This is a genomic window from Streptomyces sp. NPDC102360 (assembly GCF_044766085.1).
GTDB lineage: Bacteria > Actinomycetota > Actinomycetes > Streptomycetales > Streptomycetaceae > Streptomyces.
Map to the genome: position 1 here is coordinate 1,573,683 of NZ_JBIWLG010000001.1, position 20,756 is coordinate 1,594,438.

16 protein-coding genes and 2 riboswitches are annotated in these 20,756 nt (G+C 70.7%); of the genes, 7 read left to right on the forward strand and 9 right to left on the reverse strand.

Annotated elements, in window-relative coordinates; genetic code table 11:
• Position 1: 1 nt before the first annotated feature.
• Complete coding sequence (locus ACIRHA_RS07175) at positions 2–1,450, forward strand: PepSY-associated TM helix domain-containing protein (RefSeq protein ID WP_403840869.1); 1,449 nt, start codon at positions 2–4, stop codon at positions 1,448–1,450.
• Positions 1,451–1,521: 71 nt separating this feature from the next.
• Here the strand turns inward: ACIRHA_RS07175 and metE are convergent, their stop codons facing one another.
• Entirely contained in the window at positions 1,522–3,870 is a 2,349-nt protein-coding gene (metE, locus tag ACIRHA_RS07180) for a 5-methyltetrahydropteroyltriglutamate--homocysteine S-methyltransferase (protein WP_403840872.1), read from the reverse strand.
• A gap of 163 nt (positions 3,871–4,033) precedes the next feature.
• Positions 4,034–4,257, reverse strand: a riboswitch (cobalamin riboswitch).
• 94 nt (positions 4,258–4,351) lie between these two features.
• A riboswitch (cobalamin riboswitch) is annotated at positions 4,352–4,475 on the forward strand.
• Positions 4,476–4,536: 61 nt separating this feature from the next.
• Here metE and ACIRHA_RS07185 point away from each other — a divergent pair.
• The 3 genes from ACIRHA_RS07185 to ACIRHA_RS07195 all read left to right on the forward strand — a co-directional run bounded on the left by ACIRHA_RS07185 (position 4,537) and on the right by ACIRHA_RS07195 (position 6,920).
• On the forward strand, positions 4,537–4,929 hold the full coding sequence (locus ACIRHA_RS07185; RefSeq protein WP_403840874.1) for a (2Fe-2S) ferredoxin domain-containing protein: 393 nt from the start codon (positions 4,537–4,539) through the stop codon (positions 4,927–4,929).
• Complete coding sequence (locus ACIRHA_RS07190; protein WP_403840877.1) at positions 4,926–5,612, forward strand: (2Fe-2S)-binding protein; 687 nt, start codon at positions 4,926–4,928, stop codon at positions 5,610–5,612. The genes ACIRHA_RS07185 and ACIRHA_RS07190 overlap by 4 nt, the downstream gene beginning before the upstream one ends.
• Positions 5,613–5,729: 117 nt before the next feature.
• Positions 5,730–6,920 (forward strand): amidohydrolase family protein, encoded by a 1,191-nt coding sequence (locus ACIRHA_RS07195; RefSeq protein WP_403840880.1) that lies wholly within the window; start codon positions 5,730–5,732, stop codon positions 6,918–6,920.
• A gap of 18 nt (positions 6,921–6,938) precedes the next feature.
• Here ACIRHA_RS07195 and ACIRHA_RS07200 read toward each other — a convergent pair whose 3' ends face one another.
• The 8 genes from ACIRHA_RS07200 to ACIRHA_RS07235 form a co-directional block, all read right to left on the reverse strand.
• The gene (locus ACIRHA_RS07200) at positions 6,939–7,136 is read right to left on the reverse strand and encodes a hypothetical protein (RefSeq protein ID WP_403840883.1); all 198 of its coding nucleotides are present in this window, start codon (positions 7,134–7,136) and stop codon (positions 6,939–6,941) included.
• Complete coding sequence (locus ACIRHA_RS07205) at positions 7,133–7,441, reverse strand: hypothetical protein (protein ID WP_403840886.1); 309 nt, start codon at positions 7,439–7,441, stop codon at positions 7,133–7,135. The genes ACIRHA_RS07200 and ACIRHA_RS07205 overlap by 4 nt, the downstream gene beginning before the upstream one ends.
• A 184-nt stretch (positions 7,442–7,625) precedes the next feature.
• Positions 7,626–9,449 (reverse strand): sulfatase, encoded by a 1,824-nt coding sequence (locus ACIRHA_RS07210; protein WP_403840889.1) that lies wholly within the window; start codon positions 9,447–9,449, stop codon positions 7,626–7,628.
• Positions 9,446–11,296, reverse strand: a complete 1,851-nt coding sequence (locus tag ACIRHA_RS07215) for a glycoside hydrolase family 2 protein (RefSeq protein ID WP_403840892.1) — start codon at positions 11,294–11,296, stop codon at positions 9,446–9,448. The genes ACIRHA_RS07210 and ACIRHA_RS07215 overlap by 4 nt, the downstream gene beginning before the upstream one ends.
• A gap of 46 nt (positions 11,297–11,342) precedes the next feature.
• A complete protein-coding gene (locus tag ACIRHA_RS07220) occupies positions 11,343–14,315 on the reverse strand; it encodes an alpha-mannosidase (RefSeq protein WP_403842170.1) in 2,973 nt (990 codons plus the stop codon).
• A gap of 106 nt (positions 14,316–14,421) precedes the next feature.
• On the reverse strand, positions 14,422–15,318 hold the full coding sequence (locus ACIRHA_RS07225; protein WP_403840895.1) for a carbohydrate ABC transporter permease: 897 nt from the start codon (positions 15,316–15,318) through the stop codon (positions 14,422–14,424).
• Positions 15,318–16,232 carry a carbohydrate ABC transporter permease gene (locus tag ACIRHA_RS07230; protein WP_403840898.1) on the reverse strand — a complete coding sequence of 305 codons (915 nt, stop codon included), beginning with the start codon at positions 16,230–16,232 and terminating at the stop codon, positions 15,318–15,320. Before ACIRHA_RS07230 ends, ACIRHA_RS07225 begins: the two co-directional genes overlap by 1 nt.
• Positions 16,229–17,581 (reverse strand): ABC transporter substrate-binding protein, encoded by a 1,353-nt coding sequence (locus tag ACIRHA_RS07235; RefSeq protein ID WP_403840901.1) that lies wholly within the window; start codon positions 17,579–17,581, stop codon positions 16,229–16,231. Before ACIRHA_RS07235 ends, ACIRHA_RS07230 begins: the two co-directional genes overlap by 4 nt.
• 203 nt (positions 17,582–17,784) lie before the next feature.
• Here ACIRHA_RS07235 and ACIRHA_RS07240 point away from each other — a divergent pair, with 203 nt between their 5' ends.
• The 3 genes from ACIRHA_RS07240 (at position 17,785) to ACIRHA_RS07250 (ending at position 20,690) form a co-directional block, all read left to right on the forward strand.
• The gene (locus ACIRHA_RS07240) at positions 17,785–19,002 is read left to right on the forward strand and encodes an ROK family protein (RefSeq protein ID WP_403840904.1); all 1,218 of its coding nucleotides are present in this window, start codon (positions 17,785–17,787) and stop codon (positions 19,000–19,002) included.
• Positions 19,003–19,185: 183 nt separating this feature from the next.
• Complete coding sequence (locus tag ACIRHA_RS07245) at positions 19,186–20,181, forward strand: LacI family DNA-binding transcriptional regulator (RefSeq protein ID WP_403840907.1); 996 nt, start codon at positions 19,186–19,188, stop codon at positions 20,179–20,181.
• Between the two features lie 50 nt (positions 20,182–20,231).
• The gene (locus tag ACIRHA_RS07250; RefSeq protein WP_403840910.1) at positions 20,232–20,690 is read left to right on the forward strand and encodes an RpiB/LacA/LacB family sugar-phosphate isomerase; all 459 of its coding nucleotides are present in this window, start codon (positions 20,232–20,234) and stop codon (positions 20,688–20,690) included.
• The last annotated feature ends 66 nt before the right edge of the window (positions 20,691–20,756 follow it).

Here is a 20,756-nt window from a genome sequence, read left to right on the forward strand (position 1 = left end):
GTTGTCCCTCACCTCCGAAACGTCCGACACCTCAGAACCGCGTCCTGCGGAAGAGAGCCGGCACGCACCGCCGTCCCCATCCCCGTCCCCGTCCCCGTCCGACGCCCGGTCGGTCTGGGCGTCGCTGCGCCCACTGGTGCTGCGACTGCACTTCTACGCGGGGGTGTTCGTCGCCCCGTTCGTGTTCGTCGCGGCGGTCACGGGCCTGCTCTACGCGGGCTCGTTCCAGGCCGAGAAGCTCGTGTACGCCCATGAGTTGAACGTCCCCGTGGGCAAGGCCGAGCTGCCGATCGCCGAACAGGTCGCCGCCGCCCGCGAGGCCCACCCGCAAGGAGACATCAGCGCCGTGCGGCCCGCACCCGAGGCCGGCGCGACAACCCGAGTCATGCTCTCCGGTGTAGCCGGAGTCGACGCCGACCACACGCTCGCGGTGTTCGTGAACCCGTACAACGGGGAGGTCCGCGGCGCCCTCGAACAGTACGGATCGACCGGCGCGCTGCCACTGCGCACCTGGATCGACAAGCTCCACCGCGACCTCCACCTCGGCCAAGTGGGCCGCCTCTACAGCGAGTTCGCGGCAAGCTGGATGTGGGTCATCGCGGGCGGCGGCCTCGTCCTCTGGTTCGGCCGGCGTCGCTCGCGGCGCCCGGTCCGTGGCACCACCGGCCGCAGGCGCACCCTGTCGCTGCACGGATCGGTGGGTGTCTGGGCGGCGCTCGGACTCTTCTTCCTGTCCGCGACGGGCCTGACCTGGTCGACGTACGCAGGGGCGAACATCACCGACCTGCGCGCCGCGCTCGGGCAGACGACGCCGACGGTGTCCGCGGCAGCGGCCCCGGGTGGTGAGCACGCAGGCCACGACATGGGCGGGTCCGGTTCCTCAGGAGGTGATGGCGGTGTCGGGCTGAACGCGGTGCTGGAAGCGGCCCGCGCCAGGGGTCTCTCGAACCCCGTGGAGATCGTCCCGCCCGCCGACGCGTCCTCGGGGTACGTCGTCCAGCAGATCCAGCGGAGCTGGCCGGAGAAGCAGGACGCCGTAGCCGTCGACCCGATGAGCGGCGAGGTCACGGACGTGGTGCGGTTCGCCGACTACCCGGTGCTCGCCAAGCTGTCCCGCTGGGGCATCGACCTGCACACCGGCAACCTGTTCGGCATCGTCAACCAGATCGCGCTCGCCGCCCTCGCCGCGGCCGTGGTGCTCCTCGTCGTGTGGGGGTACCGCATGTGGTGGCAGCGCGGTCGCGGCGCCACCTTTGGGCGGCCCGTCCCACGCGGCGCCTGGCAGCACGTGCCGCCGTACGTGGTGGTGCCGTTGATGGTCGCGATCGCCCTGCTGGGCTACTTCGTGCCGCTGCTCGGCATCCCGCTCGCGGCGTTCATGCTCTGCGACATCGCGCTCGGCGAGATCGCGTACCGGCGGGGGAGGCGCACGTACACGCCGATCGCCTGATGTAGGCGGGAGGGCGCCTCGCCCCTGGCGCCGGAGTGTCGGCACCAGGGGCGAGGCCTCGGAGTCGCACGTCAGGGCGCGGTCGTCCCGAGTTCCTCACGGACGGCGCGTGCGGCGGCGACGAGGTTTTCCAGGGAGGCCCGTGTCTCGGCCCAGCCGCGGGTCTTCAGCCCGCAGTCCGGGTTGACCCACAGCCGCTCGGCCGGGATGGCCTCAAGTCCCGTACGCAGCAAAGCGGTTGCCTCGTCGATGGTCGGAACGCGCGGGGAGTGGATGTCGTACACGCCAGGACCTGCCTCGCGCGGGTAGCCGTGCTCGGCCAGCTCGTGCGCGACCTGCATGTGGGAGCGGGCGGCCTCCAGGCTGATGACATCGGCGTCGAGGTCGTCGATGGCCTGCACGATGTCACCGAACTCGGCGTAGCACATGTGGGTGTGGATCTGCGTGTCCGGGCGGACGCCGCTGGTGGTGAGGCGGAACGCCTCGGTGGCCCAGGCGAGGTAGGCGGCATGGTCGGTCGTGCGCAATGGGAGTGTCTCGCGGAGTGCCGGCTCGTCGACCTGGATGACCGAAGTGCCGTTCGTCTCCAGGTCGTCGACCTCGTCGCGCAGGGCGAGGGCGACCTGCCGGGCCGTGTCGCCCAGCGGCTGGTCGTCGCGGACGAAGGACCAGGCGAGCATGGTGACCGGGCCGGTGAGCATGCCCTTGATGGGACGGCTGGAGAGCGACTGGGCGTACGTCGTCCAGCGTACGGTCATCGGCTCGGGGCGGGAGATGTCGCCCGCGAGGACCGGCGGGCGGACGTAGCGGGTGCCGTAGGACTGGACCCAGCCGTGCTGGGTGGCGAGGTAGCCGTCCAGCTGCTCGGCGAAGTACTGGACCATGTCGTTGCGTTCGGGTTCGCCGTGCACGAGCACGTCGAGGCCGGCCTTCTCCTGGAAGGAGACGACCTCACGGATCTCGTTCCTGATGCGGTTCTCGTACTCCGCGCCGTCGATGCGTCCTGCCCTCAAGTCGGCACGGGCGGAACGGAGTTCGCCGGTCTGCGGGAACGATCCGATGGTCGTCGTCGGCAGCAGCGGCAGGTTCAGCAGGGCCCGCTGGGCGGCGGTCCGCTCGGCGTACGGTTGTGAGCGGCGCAGGTCCGCCCCGGTGACGGCGGCGGCGCGGGCGCGTACCGCCGGATCGCGGGTGATGGGGGAGGTGGCCCGGGAGTTCAACGCGGCACGGTTGGCAGCGAGTTCGGCGCCGATCACTCCGGCTCCCCGAGTCAGGCCCCTGGCGAGGGTGGCGACCTCGGCGGTCTTCTGGCGGGCGAAGGCGAGCCAGCGCCGGATCTGCGGCTCGATGTCCCGCTCCACGGACGCGTCCAGCGGGACGTGCAGCAGCGAGCAGGAAGCGGCCACGTCGACGCGGTCGGCGAGCCCCAGCAGGGTGCCGAGCGTGGCGAGGGACCGCTCCAGGTCGTTCACCCACACGTTGCGGCCGTTCACCACACCGGCGACGAGACGCTTGCCGGGCAGGCCACCGACGGCGGCGAGTTCCTCCAGATTGGCGGCGGCGGAGCCGGTGAAGTCGAGCGCGAGGCCCTCGACGGGTGCCTTGGCGAGCACCGGCAGGGCCTCGCCGAGCCGGTCGAAGTACGAGGCGACCAGGAGCTTCGGACGGTCGGCGAGGGTGCCGAGGTCGCGGTAGGCGCGGGCGGCGGCGTTCAGCTCGGCCGGGGTGCGGTCCTGGACCAGGGCGGGCTCGTCGAGCTGGACCCAGGCGGCGCCCGAGGCCCGCAGATCGCTGAGGACCTCGGCGTAGACGGGCAGCAGCCGGTCCAGCAGGGTGAGTGGATCGAAGTCGTCGGCCACGCCGGGGGCGGGCTTCGACAGCAGGAGGTAGGTGACCGGGCCGACCAGCACGGGGCGGGCGTCCAGGCCGAGCGCGAGGGCCTCCGTGAGTTCCGCGACCTGCTTGGTGGAATCGGTGGTGAACACCGTGTCGGGCCCCAACTCCGGTACCAGATAGTGGTAGTTGGTGTCGAACCACTTGGTCATCTCCAGCGGAGCGACATCCTGAGTGCCGCGTGCCATGGCGAAGTACCCGTCCAGGGCGTCCGCCGCGACGGCGGCCCGGTGGCGCTCGGGCACCGCCCCGACCATGACGGTGGTGTCCAGGACGTGGTCGTAATGGGAGAAGTCGCCGGTCGGCACCTCGTCGATGCCGGATGCGGCCAGTTCCTGCCAGTTGGTACGGCGGAGTTCGGCGGCGGTGGAGCGGAGGGCGGCGGCGTCGACGCGCCCCTTCCAGTAGCCCTCGATCGCCTTCTTCAGTTCCCGGTTCGGGCCCTGGCGGGGGTAGCCGTACACGGTGGCCCGTGCGGGCTCGGTGCCGGTGGTCGCGGTCGTGGTGGCCGCGGTACTGGTGGTCACGGAATTCTCCTTCGAGAGACGTATCCCTGAGATCCCGGAAGGCCTCTGCGGCACGAAGGAGTGACACCACCGGGTCGGCGACACGTGCGACTGGGCACGGCCATCGGCCGGTATGTGTACGCCGACCCGCCCTCGAGGTCACCGAGATGTCCGCGCACGTGTCGTCCGTGCACGGGCAGTTGGCAGGTCTTCGGACTCGCGGGCACACCCACCCGAAAGGGCGGACACCTAGTGACCGTCGCTTCCCAGACCCCTCTTCCGGGGACCAGTGCGTATGACGGCGGTCGTTCCCACTCACCGCTGCGGGGCAGTCCCGGAATCCCACCGGGTTCCCTCTTACGACACCCCGTCTGGCGGGCGGGGCGAACCAGCTACGTCCTTCACCCTACGGGGCCGCGCCCGGGAGGCGCCACAACGTCCGGCCCGCGGGCAGCTCGTCGCCGGATGGCATGATGGCCGTGAACACGGGCGACGGCGGCCCGAGGAAACCGGTGCGAATCCGGTGCGGTACCGCCACTGTGATCGGCGAGCGGATCCCGGAGAGCCACTGCCCCCGCGAGGGTGGGAAGGCCGGGACGAGCACGGACCCGAGAGCCAGGAGACTCACGCTGTCGCCCCCTCGAAGCGATCCGGGGCGGAACTCCCCGGCGAGAGGGAGGATGCGGCATGCCTGAACGGCCCGCCGAAGTCGGAGCGACGGCCCCCGCAGCGGACCGGGCGGTTCCGTGCCGCGTAGTGGTGTGCCGCGACTGCTGCTGCGGAACGGTCAAGGTCGACGGCGATCACGCGGCGCAGACGGCGCGGTTGCGCCGGATCGCGCCGACGCGGATCTCCGAGTGCCTTGACGTCTGCGAACAGGCCAACGTCATCGTCGTGCAACCCTCTGCCGCCGGGCGGGCTGCCGGAGCACGGCCGGTGTGGTTCGGGCTGGTCAACGACCGTGACGCCACCGAGGACATAGCTGACTGGGTACGGGCCGGCGGGCCGGGCGTCGCGGAGCGCCCCGCGATCCTGGACCTCTACCTCATCGCCGCGCCGCGCCGGGCCAGGACCGCATGAACGAGGTGCCGTCGGAGGAGGTCGCCGAGGCGCTGCGGGACGTGGCCTCGCGACTGGGTGGATTCTTCGCCCTCGACACGACGTCGACGCGGCGGCCCTCCGATGTACGGCTCACTCGCGTTGGTCTCGCCGCACGAGCCCAGGCGGTCAACGACGATTACGCCACCACTGCCGAACCCCGCATCGGTGTCTCCATCGCCCACCTGGGCCTCGCGGCCCGCCTTTGGTCGCCGGTCCTCGCCTCCGCGCTCGTCCACGGGATCGTGCCGACGATGAGCACGGTCGAGTGGTCCGGGGGGAGCTCGGCTCTGCGCCTGCCCCGGCCCGAGGGCCGACGTGCGTCAGAGTTTCCGTCACTCGGGGAACTCGCGGACGCCGTCCACGCGGAGGTGGACGGCGTCCTGTCGGCGGTCGAGAGCGGCCTCACGGTCAAGGTGGCGCCGCGCCTGCTGGCCGGGAATTCGGCGTCCGCGCTGGTCGGATCGGCGGCACAATTGCTCAGATCCCGGCCCGACATGGGCGCGGACCTTATACGGCTGACTCGCGAACTGCTGGCGACGGACCGGCTACAGGGAACGGGCCGGATCATCGGCCCCGACCTGGCGTTCCGTCGCCGGAGCTGCTGTCTCTTCTACCGGGCCCCCGGCGGCGGCAAGTGCGGAGACTGCTGTTTGGTGCGGTGATGACGACCAGACACGGCTGGGCCGGGGTGGCGCGTACAACCAGGAACTTCCCGCTCTTTCTGATGTGCTGCATGGCAGCAACTCGCGTTCCTCGCATACGAAAGAGAGCCGCGTCTCATGTTGATCACCGCCGCGCACGTTCTGGCCGGACCGGATCTTCACGCTGTCGCCGACGGCGCCGTCCTCGTACGTGAGGGCGTCCTCGCAGGCGTCGGCCCGCGCGCGGAGGTCGAGCGCCAGGCGCGGCCCGACGAACCCCGGCTCGACTTCCCCGCCGGCACGGTGCTCCCGGGTCTGATCGACGCCCACGTGCACCTCTGCTTCGACGCGGGACCGGACCCCGTCACCACGCTCCAGGAGCAGGACGACGAGGTGCTGTTCGCCGCGATGGCCGGTCGGGCGCGGCAGTTGCTGGGCGTCGGCGTCACGACGGCCCGTGACCTCGGTGACCGGGGCGGCCTCGCGGTGCGGCTCGCCCAGGACATCAGGGAGGGCTCGGCCGTCGGTCCACGCCTCGTTTCGGCGACGGTGCCCGTCACTCCGCCCGGTGGCCATTGCTGGTTCCTCGGCGGCGAGGTCTCCGGCCCCGAGGAGGTCCGGCGGCTGGTGCGGCGCAATGCGGAGGCGGGCGCCAAGGTCATCAAGGTCATGGAGACCGGCGGGGGGCTCACGAAGGGCGGGGCCCAGAGCTGGGAAACCCAGTTCTCCGAGGAGGAGTTGGCGGCGCTCGTCGACGAGGCGCACCGCGCAGGACTGCCCGTCGCCGCGCACGCGCACGGCGCGGACGGCATCACCGCCGCGGTCGCGGCCGGGGTCGACAGCATCGAGCACTGCACGTGGATGACGGCCGACGGATTCGAGGTCCGCCAGGACGTCCTCGACCAGATCGTCCGGCGGAACATCTACGTCTGCCCCACGGTCAGCCCGAACTGGCGGATGCTGCCTCGGTTCTTCGGCGCCGAACGCGCGGAGGCCATGTTCGACGCGGTACGCCGGACGGCCGAGGCCGGCGTGCGGCTGATCGCGGGCACCGACGCGGGCGTCCAGCGCGCCGGCTTCGACGGCCTGCCCTCCAGCCTCACGTTCTACGAGCACCTGGGCCTGCCCAACGACCGCATCCTCGCGATGGCCACGACGGAAGCCGCTCGCGCGCTGGCCCTTGACGAGACCACCGGGCAGCTCACTCCCGGCTACAGCGCGGACATCCTCGTGGTGAACGGCGACCCGCTCACGGACCTCGGGGCGTTGCAGTCCGTCGGGGCCGTGATCGCGGCCGGCAGGCGGTACGACCTGAGCGCCAACACGTAGCAGTAGCGGGGGAGTTGTTCAGCGCCCGGGGCCCTCGCACGGGTCATCGTCCGCCGCCAGCGGCCGGGTGTCCGCCGCCAGGCAGGAGGAGTACACCCGTGTCGGCGTGGGCTGCGGCTCCGGTCCGGACGTGGCGCGCACGGCGACGGTCAGTCCGACGGCGACGGCGACGGCGGCCAGTCCGGCGAACGCGGCGGCCCGGGCGCCGCGCGTCACCGATCACCGCCATGACGGCCGAAGTGGTCGCGGAGCGCATCGCCGCAATCCTCCTGGCCGGCGCCCCGGTTACGTGAGAACGCCAGCGCACCGCCCTTCTTGCCGTCCCGCTCGTTCTTGGCCAGCTGTCCCTCGATGCTCTCGATCAGTGCGGCGCACTGGGCGCTGACCGGCTTCTTGGGCGGCGGTTCGGGTTCCGAGGAGGTGTTCAGTCCATAGGCGGCGGCGAGGCCGGCGGCGCACGGAGCGGCACACGTGACGATCCACGCGCGGCGGCTCCTCGGTATCGGTATGGGTCTCGGCACCCCGGCATCCTACGAGGACACCGCCTGGTGGCGGAACTCACGGCACCGTAGGACGGGATCCGTCAGCCGCGCGGATCGCGGCGGATGTTCCTCATCTTCTGATGGGGGGGGGCACCGTGTTGATGACGACGTGATCCCCGTCCCCGTCCCCCCCGGTATCCAGCCGTGCGACGGGGCACGTGTCCTACTCGCGTGGCGTCTCGTGGGAGTACGGAAAGAGCCGCGCCAACTCGCCCGCCAGACCGTCGAGCTGGCCCCGGTCCGGCCGTCCCGTGGCGGCGGACAGCTGGAGCAGGGACACCGAGTCCCGCACTGTCAGCAGCTCGGTGTCGGTGAGGCCGGGGACGAAGCGGCGCACCGCCTCCACTGCCACCGGGTCGGACAGCAGCACCGCCAGCGGTGTGCGCAGGCCGAGGCGGCTCTCGGGGAACTCGTCCGCCCGTGGGGCGGGGGAGAGGGCCGCCTCCTGCCGCGGCCGGTCCCGGTGCGCGGCGACCTGGAGGTGGGACGTGGTCACGTCTTCCGGCTGTCGGGGAAGGCCCAAGCGTGCGTACTGGTCGGCTGGGGCGTCGGTGTCCCGGAGGTGTTCCACCAGCATGCGGATCATGTGCAGCTCCACCTCGTCGTCCTGGACCGGGCGCTCCTGTCGGGGGTCGTCGGCCAGGTCGTACAGGAGGGTGCCGAAGCGGTAGGGGTCGAAGCCGGGGGCGGTTCTGGCCGGGGCCCGCAGCGTGCGGACACCCTTGGTGAAGGTGAACGGGCCGGCGAGTTCGGCGTCGACCAGTTCGTGCGGGGCGAAGCGGCCACGGCCGTGGGTGGGCATCAGCGTGTGCTCGTACAGCGGTGTGTTCGTCGCGTCGTGGCAGGCGCGCATGTAGACCCGGCGGCCGTCGGTGATGTTGACGTGACCGCCGAACATGCCGAAGAGCGCGGACTCGCGCAGCGGCACCTCGGCGCCCGACTCGTCCGTCGCCTCACACAGGGGACGGCCCTGCATGTCAGGTGTGCGGTCGACGCCGAAGAACTCCAGGAGTGTCGGCGCGAGGTCGATGGTCTGGACGAGCCCGGAGTGGCGGGTGCCCGCGAGTTCCGGCCTGCGCGGGTCGTGCACGAACAGCGGAGTGTGTGCCAGCTCGTTGAACCAGGGCTGGACGAGCTTGCCCCACCAGCCCTTCTCGCCGAGCAGCAGGCCGTGGTCCGTGCAAACGATCAGCAGGGTGTCCGACCACATGTCGTACGCGTCCATGGCATCGAGGACCCGGCCCAGCGAGTGGTCGCACATGGAGAGGAGGGCGGCGTACTCCATGCGGGCGTGGCCCGCCTGCTCCTCGGTCTCGGTGACCTTGCCGTAGTCCGGCCAGTCGAAGTGCGGCCCTTCGTAGCCGTGCGGATACAGGTCCTTGTACTGCTTGTGCGAGAAGAAGGGTTCGTGCGGATCGAACGTCTCGATCTGCACGAACCAGTCGTCCTCGGCCTGGTTCACGCGGAGGAATTCGAGCCCGGCGTCGAAGGTCAGCGTCTGCGGGTGCTTCTCCTCGGTGTCCATGTGTGCCCGGTTCACCCAGTCCTGGCGCCACAGGTCGTGGCGTTTGCCGCGCAGGTTCTCCGGGATGACCGGGTCGGCGACCTGGCCCTTCCAGGCGTCGCCCTCCTGCCCGCGGAAGAACTCCCAGGTGTTGTAGCGGCCGTGGTACGTGGCGCCGCCGTCCTCCCAGTAGTGCTGGTGGTCGCTGGTGAGATGGGTGTACACGCCGTGCTGCTTGAGGAGTTCGGGCATCGAGTCGTCGAACGGCTCCAGCGGACCCCAGCTGCGGTGCAGGAAGTTGTAGCGGCCCGTGTGCAGTTCGCGGCGTGCGGGCATGCAGGGCATCGACCCCACGTAGCAGTTGTCGTACGTGGTGGAACGGGCCGCGAGGCGGGTGAAGTTGGGTGCGTGGGTCCAGTCCGCGCCGTACGGCGGCAGCATGCGGCGGTTCATGCTGTCGAACATGACCATGATGGCCTTCACGGGCGGACCCTTCGCTTGGTCTCGACGTCGGACTCGATGGCGGCGGGGCGGAGTTGAGCCGCGCGGATGCGTTCGATGTCGAACTTCTCCGAGCGGTCGAAGGCGAAGAGGCCGTTCTCCTCCTGGAAGACGTCGGTGAGCTGCGTGTAGCAGTAGCCGAACATGTCCGGGTGGTCGAGCAGCACACCGACCAGGCCCTCGAACCGGGTGTGGAACTCCTCCAAGGTGCGCACCCGGTCGCCGTACCCCCACGACCCGGACCGGGTGTCCGACTGCGGCCGGTCGGCCTCGGCCGGGTTCCACCAGATGCCGCCGAACTCGCTGACGAAGAAGGGCTGTCCTCGGTAGGCGATGGACCAGGACTCGCCGGTGGTGTCGGAGCGGTTCACGTACGGGTCGCCTTCGGACAGTGCCTTGTGGTTGGCGGCGAAGAGCCTCGGGTCCTGCTCGTAGTCGTGGCTGTCGAACACATCCGACTCGGAGACCCGGTGGGCATAGCCGGAGGTGTCGAGGACCGGGCGCGAGGTGTCGTGGGCCTTGGTGGCCAGGAACATCGCGCGCATCACGTCGTCGAGCGCGGTGATCCGGTCGCCGTGGTCCTGCCAGGTCTCGTTCATCGGGCACCAGCCGATGATCGACGGATGGGAGTGGTCCCGTTCCAGCACCTCAAGCCACTCCTGTACGTAGGAGGCGTCCGGCTGCTGGTTGGCCGACTGGCCCTGTTCGGTGTTGCAGCCCCAGTCGCCGAACTCGCCCCACACCAGATAGCCGAGACGGTCGGCGTGGTGCAGATAGCGTTCCTCGAAGACCTTCTGGTGCAGGCGCGCGCCGTTGAAACCGGCGGCCAGGCCGAGTTCGATGTCACGGACCAGGGCGGCGTCGTCGGGCGCGGTCATCAGGCCGTCGGGGTAGTAGCCCTGGTCGAGGACGAGGCGCTGGAACACGACCTCGCCGTTGAGGCGGATCTGCTTTCCGGTGACGGAGACACTGCGCAGACCGGCGTACGACTCGACCTCATCGACCAACTGACCATCCACATCCCGGAGTTCGATGCGCAGATCATAGAGGTGCGGGTCCTGTGGACACCACAGCCGGATCCGCTCCGGGGGCAGCGTCAGGCTCAGCCGTGGCGCGAGGTCGAGGTCGGCGCGTACGGAGGCCTCGACCACCTGCCCGGCCTCGTCGCGGACACCGATGTGCACGGTGCCGCCAGGCAAGTTCGCGGAGAGCGGCACCTCCACGTCGAAAGCACCGGCCGCCACGTTCGGTGTGATGCGGGGGCGGCGGATGGCCGCCGGGGGCACCGGCTCCAGCCAGACGGTCTGCCAGATACCCGTCGTACGAGCGTACTTGGCGGCGCGCGGCGTGAACGCGACCGATTGCTTGCCCCTGGCCTGCGGCGTCTCCGGCTCGTCGCGGGCCCGCACCACCACGGGCACCGGCACGCCCGGGGGAGCGGCGTCGGTGATGTCGAAGGTGAAGCCGGAGAACCCGCCCCGGTGCCGCCCGACCTCGATGCCGTTCACCCACACCGTGGCGTCGTGGTCGACCGCGCCGAAGTGCAGCAGCACTCGGTCACCGTCCCAGCCCTCGGGGACCGTGAGCGTGCGGCGGTACCAGACCGCCCGCATGAAGTCCTGCTCGCCGACTCCCGACAGCTCGGCCTCGGGGGCGAACGGCACCGTGATCCCGGCGGCCAGGGGCCGCTCCACCAGACCACGCTCCCGGCCCGTGTCGGAGCGGTCGATCTCGAACGCCCAGCTCCCGTTGAGGTTCAGCCAGCGATCGCGCCGGAACTGCGGCCGCGGGTACTCGGGCCGGGGAAGATCCGAGCGGTCGAGCGACATGGGGGACAACCTTTCCGTATGGGAGACGGGCTCTGCGCGGGCGCTCTCAGGCCACCGGGTCGCGGAAACGCAGGGTGAGCAGCTCGAACGGGCGCAGTTCGAGCTCGACTTCGGCCCCGGGCGTCGTCCCGCGGACGGCCCCGCCGTCCACGGCACGCTCCAGCAGGTCGGTGGCGACGGCCTCGCGCCAGTCGAACCGGGTCCGCACGGCCGCCCGGGAGCGGTTGCCGTGGGCCTCGTACAGCCGCACCACGAGATCCCCCGAGCGGTCCTCGGCCAGCTTGACGCTCTCCACGACGACGGCGGGATCGCTGACCTCGATCAACGGCTCGGCCGCGGCGCCGGACGGCACCGTGCGCAGCGGCAGATGCAGGGCGTACCCGTCCGCCACCGCGTCGGGGATCCCGGCGGGGCGGACGCTGACGGAGAAGGTGTGCCGGCCCTGGTCCGCGTTCGGGTCCGGGTAGCGCGGGGCGCGCAGCAGCGACAGGCGCGCCGTCGTCATCGGGCGGCCGTCCGGCGCCTGCCCGCTCCGGATGTCGTGGCCGTAGACCACGTCGTTGGCGATGGCGACGCCGTATCCGGGCTCGCCGACATGGATCCAGCGGTGCGCGACGGTCTCGAAACGGGCCGCGTCCCAGGAGGTGTTCTGGTGGATCGGCCGGTGCAGATGGCCGAACTGGATCTCCGAAGTGGACCGGTCCGCCCGGACGTCCAGTGGGAAGGCGAGCTTGAGGAGCTTCTGCGACTCGTGCCAGTCGATGTCGAAGCCGTAGTCGATCCGGCCGTCGGAGAGCCGGAGGGTCATCGTGATGACTGTCTTCCCGCGCTCGTGGCGCACCACCACCGCGTCGTCGACGATGTCGATCGACACCGGTTCGACGAGGTCGTGACCGCTGCGCTTGTCCTCGTCGTTGATGTCCCACGCGTCCCACTCGCGCGGGGTGTCGCGGAACAGTTGAAGGACTCCGCCCGCGACACCCCGAGGCAGCAACTCCCGTTCGCCGTCCAGGTCGAGGACCGACGCGAGCGTGCCGCGCCCGTCGAGCTCGACGTGCAGCCGCCCGTCGTCGAGCACGATGCGCTCGCCGACCCTGCGCGGGGTGGCGGACGCGGGCGCGGTCACGGGTCCGACACCCATCGCCGGCACGCCGTGGCGCGGGTAGGGTCCCGCGTTGGCGGCGACCGGAGTGGCATCGCCGCCCCCGAGCGCCTCCAGGGCGTCCGTGATCAGGGCGGTCAGTTCGTCCGCCACCCGCCCGTAGTCCCGCTCGGCGTCCTGGTGGACCCAGGAGATCGACGTACCTGGCAGGATGTCGTGGAACTGCAGCAGCAGCACCGTCTCCCAGATCCGCCGCAACTCCTCGTACGGATAAGGGGTTCCCTGGCGCACGGTCGCGGTCGCCGCCCACAACTCGGCCTCCCGCAGCAGCGCTTCACTGTGCCGGTTGCCGCGCTTGCCCTGCTGCTGCGAGATCAGCGTGCCGCGGTGCAGCTCCAGGTACATCTCCCCGACCCACACCGGTGGTGACTCCAACTCGGCCTCGGCGGCGCGGAAGAAGCTGTCCGGGTCGGCCATCCGCACCCGCGGCGACCCGTCCAGGTCGTGCTTGCGCTCGGCCGCGGCCAGCATCTCCCGCGTGGGGCCGCCACCGCCGTCGCCCCAGCCGTAGAGCCCGAGGACGTTGCGTGCCGCGCCCTTCTGCCGGAACGTGCGCTCGGTGCGCGCCAGGTCCTGTGCGCCGAGATCGGAGTTGTACGTCTCCGCGGGCGGAAAGTGCGTGAACACCCGGGAACCGTCGATGCCCTCCCACTGGAAACTGGAGTGCGGCATCGGGTTGATCTCGTTCCACGACGGCTTCTGCGTCAGGAAGTAGCGGGCACCGGCGGCCCGTGCGATCTGCGGGAGCGCCGCCGTGTAGCCGAACGAGTCGGGCAGCCACACCTCCTCGCTGTCCACCCCGAACTCCTCAAGGAAGAACCGCTTGCCGAGGACGAACTGGCGGGCCAGCGCCTCACCGCCCGGCATGTTCGTGTCGGACTCGACCCACATGCCGCCGACCGGTCGGATGACACCGTCGCCGACCGCCTTGCGGACCCGCTCGAACAGGCGCGGCTGGGTCTCCTTGAGCCAGGCGTACTGCTGCGCGGACGAGGCGGCGAACACGAATTCCGGGTGTCGCTCGCTCAGATCCAGCACGTTGGCGAAGGTCCGGGCCACCTTCCGCACGGTCTCGCGGGTGGGCCACAGCCAGGCGCAGTCGATATGGGCGTGCCCCACCGCCGACACGATCAGCGAGCTGTCGGGAGCGCGGCCCGCCAGCACCGGCGCGAGGGCCTCCCGCCCGCGCGCGGCCGTTCCCGCCACGTCCTCGGGGTCCATGACGTCGACCATCCGCTCCAGGGCGTGCACGATCTCCGCGCGCCGCGACCCCTGCGCCGGGAGCACGTCGACCAGGCCGTCGAGGGTGACCACGTCCTGCAACAGCTCCCACACCTCCCGGTCGCGGCGCGCGACGGAGAGGTCGGTGAGGCGGTACAGGGGCGCGTCGCCCGCGGTCGCCTTGTCGCCCATCTCCGTGGGCTCGTACTCGTAGGGCACCTGGACGATCGGGTTCGCGGCCGCCTCGACGAGCAGCCGGAACGGGCCCGGTTCGGTGAGCGGGACCCAGGAGTTGTACGGCTCGATCGCCTTGACGATCTCTCCGTCCGGCCGGTACACCATCGCCTCGGCCTGGAAGCCCGGCTGGTCGCCGGTGAACCCGAGGTCGACGACGAGTTCGGCGTGCCCTTCGGCGGCCCAGTCGGCGGGCACCTCACCGCTGACGTCGAACCAGGTGGTGTCCCACGGCCGGCCCCACGCCCGGCCGAGCGCGAACGGCTCGTAGGGCTGTGTCACGGCGTGGGAGAACGGCACCGGTTCACCCCCGACCGTCCACGCGGAGATCCGTGTCGGGCGGCTGTCGCGGTAGACGGCGGGCCGGATCCGGAACTTGGTGAAGCGCCGAACCCGGAGCATTGCCAGGGCGGTGGCGTCGAGCTGCACGCGGCCGTTCGGATTGTCGTCAACCAAGAGAGCTTCTCCTGTAGTTGGTGCCGGAAGATGGGCGGGGGAGGGCCGGGTGTCAGCCCTTAAGGGCGCCGCCGAGACTCGATCGCATCAGGTGCCGGCGCAGGAAGATGTAGAGCACGGCGGGCGGTGCCATGTAGACGACGGCGCTCGCGGCGAGCACGCCCCAGTCGACCTGGTTGAAGGCGGTGAACGAGCGGAACAGGCCGATCGAGAGCGGATAGAGGTCGGGTGACTGGAGCAGCACCAGTGGGGTGAGAAAGTCTCCCCACACGGCCATGAAGGTGAGCATCGCGGCGGCGCCGAGCCCGGGGCCGACCAGCGGCAGAACGACCCGCCGGATGGCGCCGAAGCGGGTGTTCCCGTCGAGCCAGGCCGCCTCCTCCAGCTCGAACGGGACGGCGTCGATGGTCCCCTTCAGCAGCCACAGCGTGATCGGCAGCGCCGCCGCGGCCTCGACCAGGATCAGGCCGAGATACGAGTCGTCCAGGTGCATCTTGACCATGAGCAGGTACAGGGCCACGATCGTCGCGGGCGGCGGGATCACCCGGATCAGCAGGATCGCGAACATGAACGTCGTACGTCCGCGGAACCGGTAGCGGGAGAGCCCGTAGGCGCCGAAGACACCACAGGCCAGATTGAGCGCGGTCGCCGAGAACGACACGAGGACGCTGTTCAGGAACAGCCGCGGGGTGTCGCCGTCGGTGAAGAACCGGACGAAGTTGTCCAGGGTGAGCGTGGGAAGGCCGACCGTCGGCCCGCCGTCGGCGTCGAGCGCGGTGAGCGCGACCCAGGTGAACGGGACGAGACAGAACAGCCCGAGCAGCACCATCAGGGCGTACTGCAGCGTCCGTTGGACCCGCTTCCAGCGCGGCGCACGTGTCCGCGGGCCGGCGGGCGCGGCGCTCGGGCGGGGCTCGACCGCCGCCGTCTTCGTGGTCGTGGTAACCATCAGACCTTCACCTTGGCCAGCCGGGCGTATGTCAGGCCCAGGATCATCAGCAGGACGAGCAGGATCACCGAAGCGGCGCTTCCCAGGCCGATCTGGGAGTACTTGAAGGCGCGCTGGAAGATGTAGATGGACGCCAGCTGCGTCTCCTGGCCCGGACCGCCCTGGGTCAGGAAGAAGACCAGGCCGAAGACGCCGACCGTCGTGATGGTGGTGAGCAGCAGATAGAGGAAGACCGGGCCGCGGATCAGCGGCAGTGTGACGTGGCGGAACACCTGGAGCGGGCTCGCGCCGTCCACCCGCGACGCCTCGATCAGCTCGTCGGGTACGTCCTCCAGGGCGGCCTGGAACATGATCATGGCGAACGCGATGCCCCGCCAGACGTTGATGATGATCACCGACAGCATCGGATGGTCCTGCAGCGGAGCGGCCGCCCCGGAGCCGAACAGACCGAGCAGCCGGTTGAGGGTGCCGTCCCCGTCGGAGGACAGCACGCTCGCCCAGGTCAGCGAGGCCACGACCTCCGGCACCACCATCGGGAGGAGGATCAGCGCCCCGAACACACCTTTCCCGCGCAGCCACTTGGCGCGCAGCAGCAGCGCAGCGAGCATGCCGAGCACCGTCTGCCCGATGATCGCCGACCAGAGGACGAACTCGCCGGTGCGGCCGAGGGAGGCGAGGAAGTCCTTGGAGCCGAGCAGATCGCGGAAGTTGTCCAGGCCGACGAACTGCGGATCGCGGGCGCCCCAGCCGGTGAGCTGCGTGTCCGTGAGCCCGAGATAGAGGCCGTACGCGGCGGGCGCGATCACGAAGACCGCGATCAGCAGGACCGAGGGGCCGAGCAGCAGCGACAGCGCACCCCGCTCCCGCCATCGGTGGCCCGGCCGGGCGGACAACAGGGTGTCGGCGGAGGTCACTTGGCGACCCGGTTGTCGCCGAGGAGTTCCTTGGCCTCCGCCGCGAAGGCGGCGGCCGCCTCGCTGCCGCTCGTGCCCCCGGACAGCAGCTTCGCCGTCGCCTCCTGGGCCGCCTGGGAAACCTGGTCCTCGCCGTCGCCCAGCGGCGGCTGGATGCTGGTCTGGAGCTTGCGCTCCGCCTCCAGGAGCGACGGCTCGTCCTTGTACGGGGCGGTGCCGGAGAGGCCCTTGCGCGGCGAGACCGCACCGACCGTGGACAGCTGGGTGGCGAGGGCCTTTCCGGAGCTCAGCCACTTCGCCAGCTCGACGGCGGCATCGGGGGCCTCGGACTTGGCGTTGACGCTGTAGACGTAGCCACCACCGCTGACCGAGTACGGCTTGGTGTCCGGCACGAGAGCGGGATAGTCCCAGGTGCCGACCTTGTCCCGGACGTCCTTGATCGGCGCCGCGCCCTCGGGACCCCAGTCGTACTTCCAGCCCCAACTGCCCTGCGCCGACACGGGAAGCGTGCCCTTGGGGAACTTCTTGTACTTCGTCGGCTCCCAGGGGTTCGGGTTCTGCAGGTCACGGACCGGCAGCAGACCGTCCTTGACGAGGTCGGCGTACAGGTCGAAGGTCGCGCTCAGGCCCTCGCTCTTGAGCTGCCATTTCCCGGACTTGGCGTCGAAGAAGGTGCTGCCGGTGCCGGCCATGAGGGGGAGCAGGCCCTCCGTCCACGTGCCGGCGCCCCAGGCGGTGCCCGCGGGCAGCACGATCGGGGCCTCACCGGTCTTGGCCCTGACCTTCTTCAACCGCTTGGTCAACTCGTCCCAGGTACGCGGCTGCGAGGTGGAGACCCCGGCCTCCTTCAGCACGTCCTTGCGGTAGAAGAGGCTCTGCACGCTCGCTTCGTGGGGGAGGGAGTAGTAGCTGCCGTCGGGCTGCCGCGCGCCCTTCTTCACCGACGGGTAGTACTGGCCCCAGCCGTCCCACTTGTCCAGGTACTCGTCCAGCTTCAGGAGATAGCCGGCGCCGGCCATGCCGGTCACGTTGCTGCCGCCCATGTCGATGACGTCCGGTGCGGTTCCCGAGTGCAGCTGCTGGGTGATCTTGGTGTGGAACTGGTCGTCGGTGAGGGTGTCGGCGACCAGCTCGACCTTGACCTCGCGCCCCTGCTTCGCCATCGCCTTCTCGAACTGCGGTATCAGGCCCCTGACCACCTTGGCGCGGGCTTCCTGGTACTCAAGAAGCTTGATGGTCACCGGGCCGTCCTCGCCCGAGCCGGAGCCGGACCCCGACGAGCAGGCCGTGAGTCCCGCTGTGAGCAGCGCTCCGGCCGCGGCGGTTGCTAGGACACGGTTGCGCCTCATCGCGTCACCTCTCCTGACTCTGGTCCGTCCAGTGCTTTTATCAAGTGGATCGGATAAAGTTCGGCGATCGTAAGGAGCGTGTTCGCGCGTCGTCAAGGGTTTACGCACAGCCCACATGCCTTGGCAACAATCCGGCAGGTGCGTGCAGTTGGGTCCCGATGGCGATCCGATCGTCGATCGGTTTGATTAATGAAGGGGCTTGCATGCGACGAGGGAGTAACCAGCTCCGGCTGGCGGACTACAACCAGGCGGTGGTGCTGGAGTTGGTCCGCCGGTCGCCCGGAGTCAGCCGAGCCGACCTCCAGCGCGAGTCCGGACTGAGCTCGCAGACCATCTCGAACATCATCCGCCGGCTCGTCGACGACCAGCTGATACGGGAGATCGCCCCGGCCGGCAGCGCCCGCGGCCGTCCGAGCATCCCGCTCGTCCCCGAGCCCGACGGCGCCTACTCGGTCGGCGTGCACATCGACCCCGCCCGGCTCACCGTCGTCCTCCTCGACCTCGCGGGCGAGGTCCGGCTGGCCCGGCAGGAACGCACGCCGCAGGCCACGAACCCGTCCGAAGTGACCGCCTTCATCGCCGACGTCGTCGACGGACTGATCGCCGAGGCCGCACCCGACCGGTCCCGGGTCCTCGGCCTGGGCATCGCGGCGCCGGGACCGCTCGACGTGGAGGCAGGTCTGCTGCTCGACCCGCCCCAACTGGCCAACTGGCGCGACGTCCAGCTCCGCGCGGACCTGCACGAGGCGACCGGGCTCCCCGTCCTCCTCGACAAGGACGTCACCGCCGCCGCCACGGCGGAGCTGCGCCGCTCCCCGGAGGCGTCGAACACCTTCGTCTTCCTGTACCTGGGCTCCGGGGTGGGCGCCTCGGTCGTCCTCGACAACCAGGTCGTCCGCGGTGTCACCAACAACATGGGCGAGGTCGGCGACCTGCTTGTCGACCCGGACGCCGAACAGTTGGAGTGGGACGGCCGCCGCGGCGGTCTGGCCGCCGCCTGTGTCCCGGAGGCCCTCGTCCTCCAGGCCGCCCGCGTCGGGCTGATGCCGCTACCGAACATGAACGACTACGTGGCCGTCGACGACGCCTGCTCCGTGCTGTGCGACCTCGCGGCCTCGGGCGACGCCGTCGCCTCCCGCATCCTGCATCGGTCGGCGCGCGGGGTCGCCGTCGGCCTCGGTGTGCTGGTGAACCTGCTCGACGTGCGCAGAGTGGTGCTCGGCGGGCCGCTGTGGGACCGGCTCAGCCCGGCGTTCCTCCCGGTCGTCCCGGGCCTCGTGGCGAACGAACTCGTGGCGGCTCGCGAAGGCATCCGCGTCGAGGGTTCCGCGGTGGGGGACCGGGTCGCCGCGCAGGGCGCCGCGGAGCTGGTGATGGACCACTTCCTGGCGCCGCGGGCCTCGGCGTTGATGGTGGACTGAGGCTGGCCGGGCACGTCCGTATCGCGGCCGCCCGCTGAACCGCCCGCGCCCGCCGGCCCCTTGCCCGGAGCGGCGCCCGTATGCGATCTTAAAGTCATCCATGCTATGGAAACGTTTCCATGGATTCCGTGAGGTTCATGGCGTCCGCGGAATCCATGAATCCACGAGGAGGTGGAGCAACGGATGGCCACGATCAAGGACGTCGCGGCGCGGGCCGGGGTCGCGCTGGGGACCGCTTCGCGGGTGCTCAGTGGGAGCAGTCAGACCTCGGCCGATTCGCGGGCGCGCGTGCTCGCGGCCGCCGCCGAGCTGGGCTACGTCGCCAACGGGCCCGCCCGAGCCCTGCGGCGCGCACGGACCGACGTACTGGGGCTGCTCGTCTCGGACATCCGCAACCCGTTCTTCTCCGAACTGGCGCACGCCGCCGAGCAGGAGGCCCGCCGGCACGGCTACACCGTCCTGCTGGCCAACGCCAACGAGGACGCCGACCAGGCCGACGCCTACCTGCGGACCTTCGCCTCTCAGCGCATCGACGGCCTGCTGTTCGCGCCGCAGAGCACCGTGTCGCCGCAGCTCGCCGCCACCGTCGCCGCCGGCCTTCCGCTCGTCTTCCTCAACCGCACCATCGACGGCATCGACGTGCCGATGTACGGGACGGACAACGCCCAGGGCGTCGGGCAGGTGCTCGACTGGCTGCGCCGGCGCGGGCATCGCGACGTCGCCTTCATCGGGGGCCCCGACACCATCTCCACCGGCGCCGAACGCCGCGCCGCCTACCTCGCAGGGCGCGAGCAGCACGGCATCAGCACCGCCGAAGGGCTGCTGGAGGCCGGTGACTTCCTCGCCGAGGGGGCGGCCAAGGCGATGAACAGGATCCTCGATCGCGGCGTCCCGTTCACGGCCGTGTTCGGCGCGAACGGCCCGACCACGCTCGGCGCCGTGCGCGCGCTGCGCGAGCGGCTCGGCGTCGAGGAGGCGGCCCGGATCGAGGTCGTGTCCGTCGACGACCTCGACTGGTTCGAGTTCGCCTCGCCGCCCATCAGCGCGGTCCGCCAGGACGCGGCGGAGATCGGACGGCTCGGCGTACGCGGGGTCGTGGACCTCATCGCCGGGCGCGAAGCCACCGGCGAACGCGTGCCCACGTCCTTCGTCGACCGGTCGCCCGAGCCCCAACAGTGAGCGCCCGCACGGCACTTGCGCACAGTGAAATTCGAAAGGCAGGACAACACATGAGGGTCGCCCTCGGCGCGGACCACGCAGGTTTCGCACTCAAGGACACCGTCCGGCAGGCCATCGAGGCGCTCGGGCACGACGTGGTGGACTGCGGCACCCACGGCAGCGAACCCGTCGACTTCCCCGACATCACCCGCGCCACCTGCGAGCCGGTGCTCAGCGGCGCCGCCGACCGCGCCGTGCTCGTGTGCGGCACCGGACAGGGCGCCGTCATGGCCGCCAACAAGCTGCCCGGCATCCGCTGCGGTCTCGCCCACGAGCCGTACTCGGCCCATCAGTCGGTCGAGCACGACGACGCCAACGCCATCGCCATGGGTGCCTGGCTGGTGCCGCACGCGCTCGTGCCCGACATCGTCCGCGAGTTCCTCGGCGCCACCTTCGACGACGACGCGGACACCCGCCGCCGCGTCGCGAAGCTCAACGCCCTCGACACCTTGACGCCCACCACCGCCTGACACACCCTCCCCGCCGCACCACCCCCTGCTTTTCCCGTTCCCGCACCGACGCCCCTCCCCACGCCC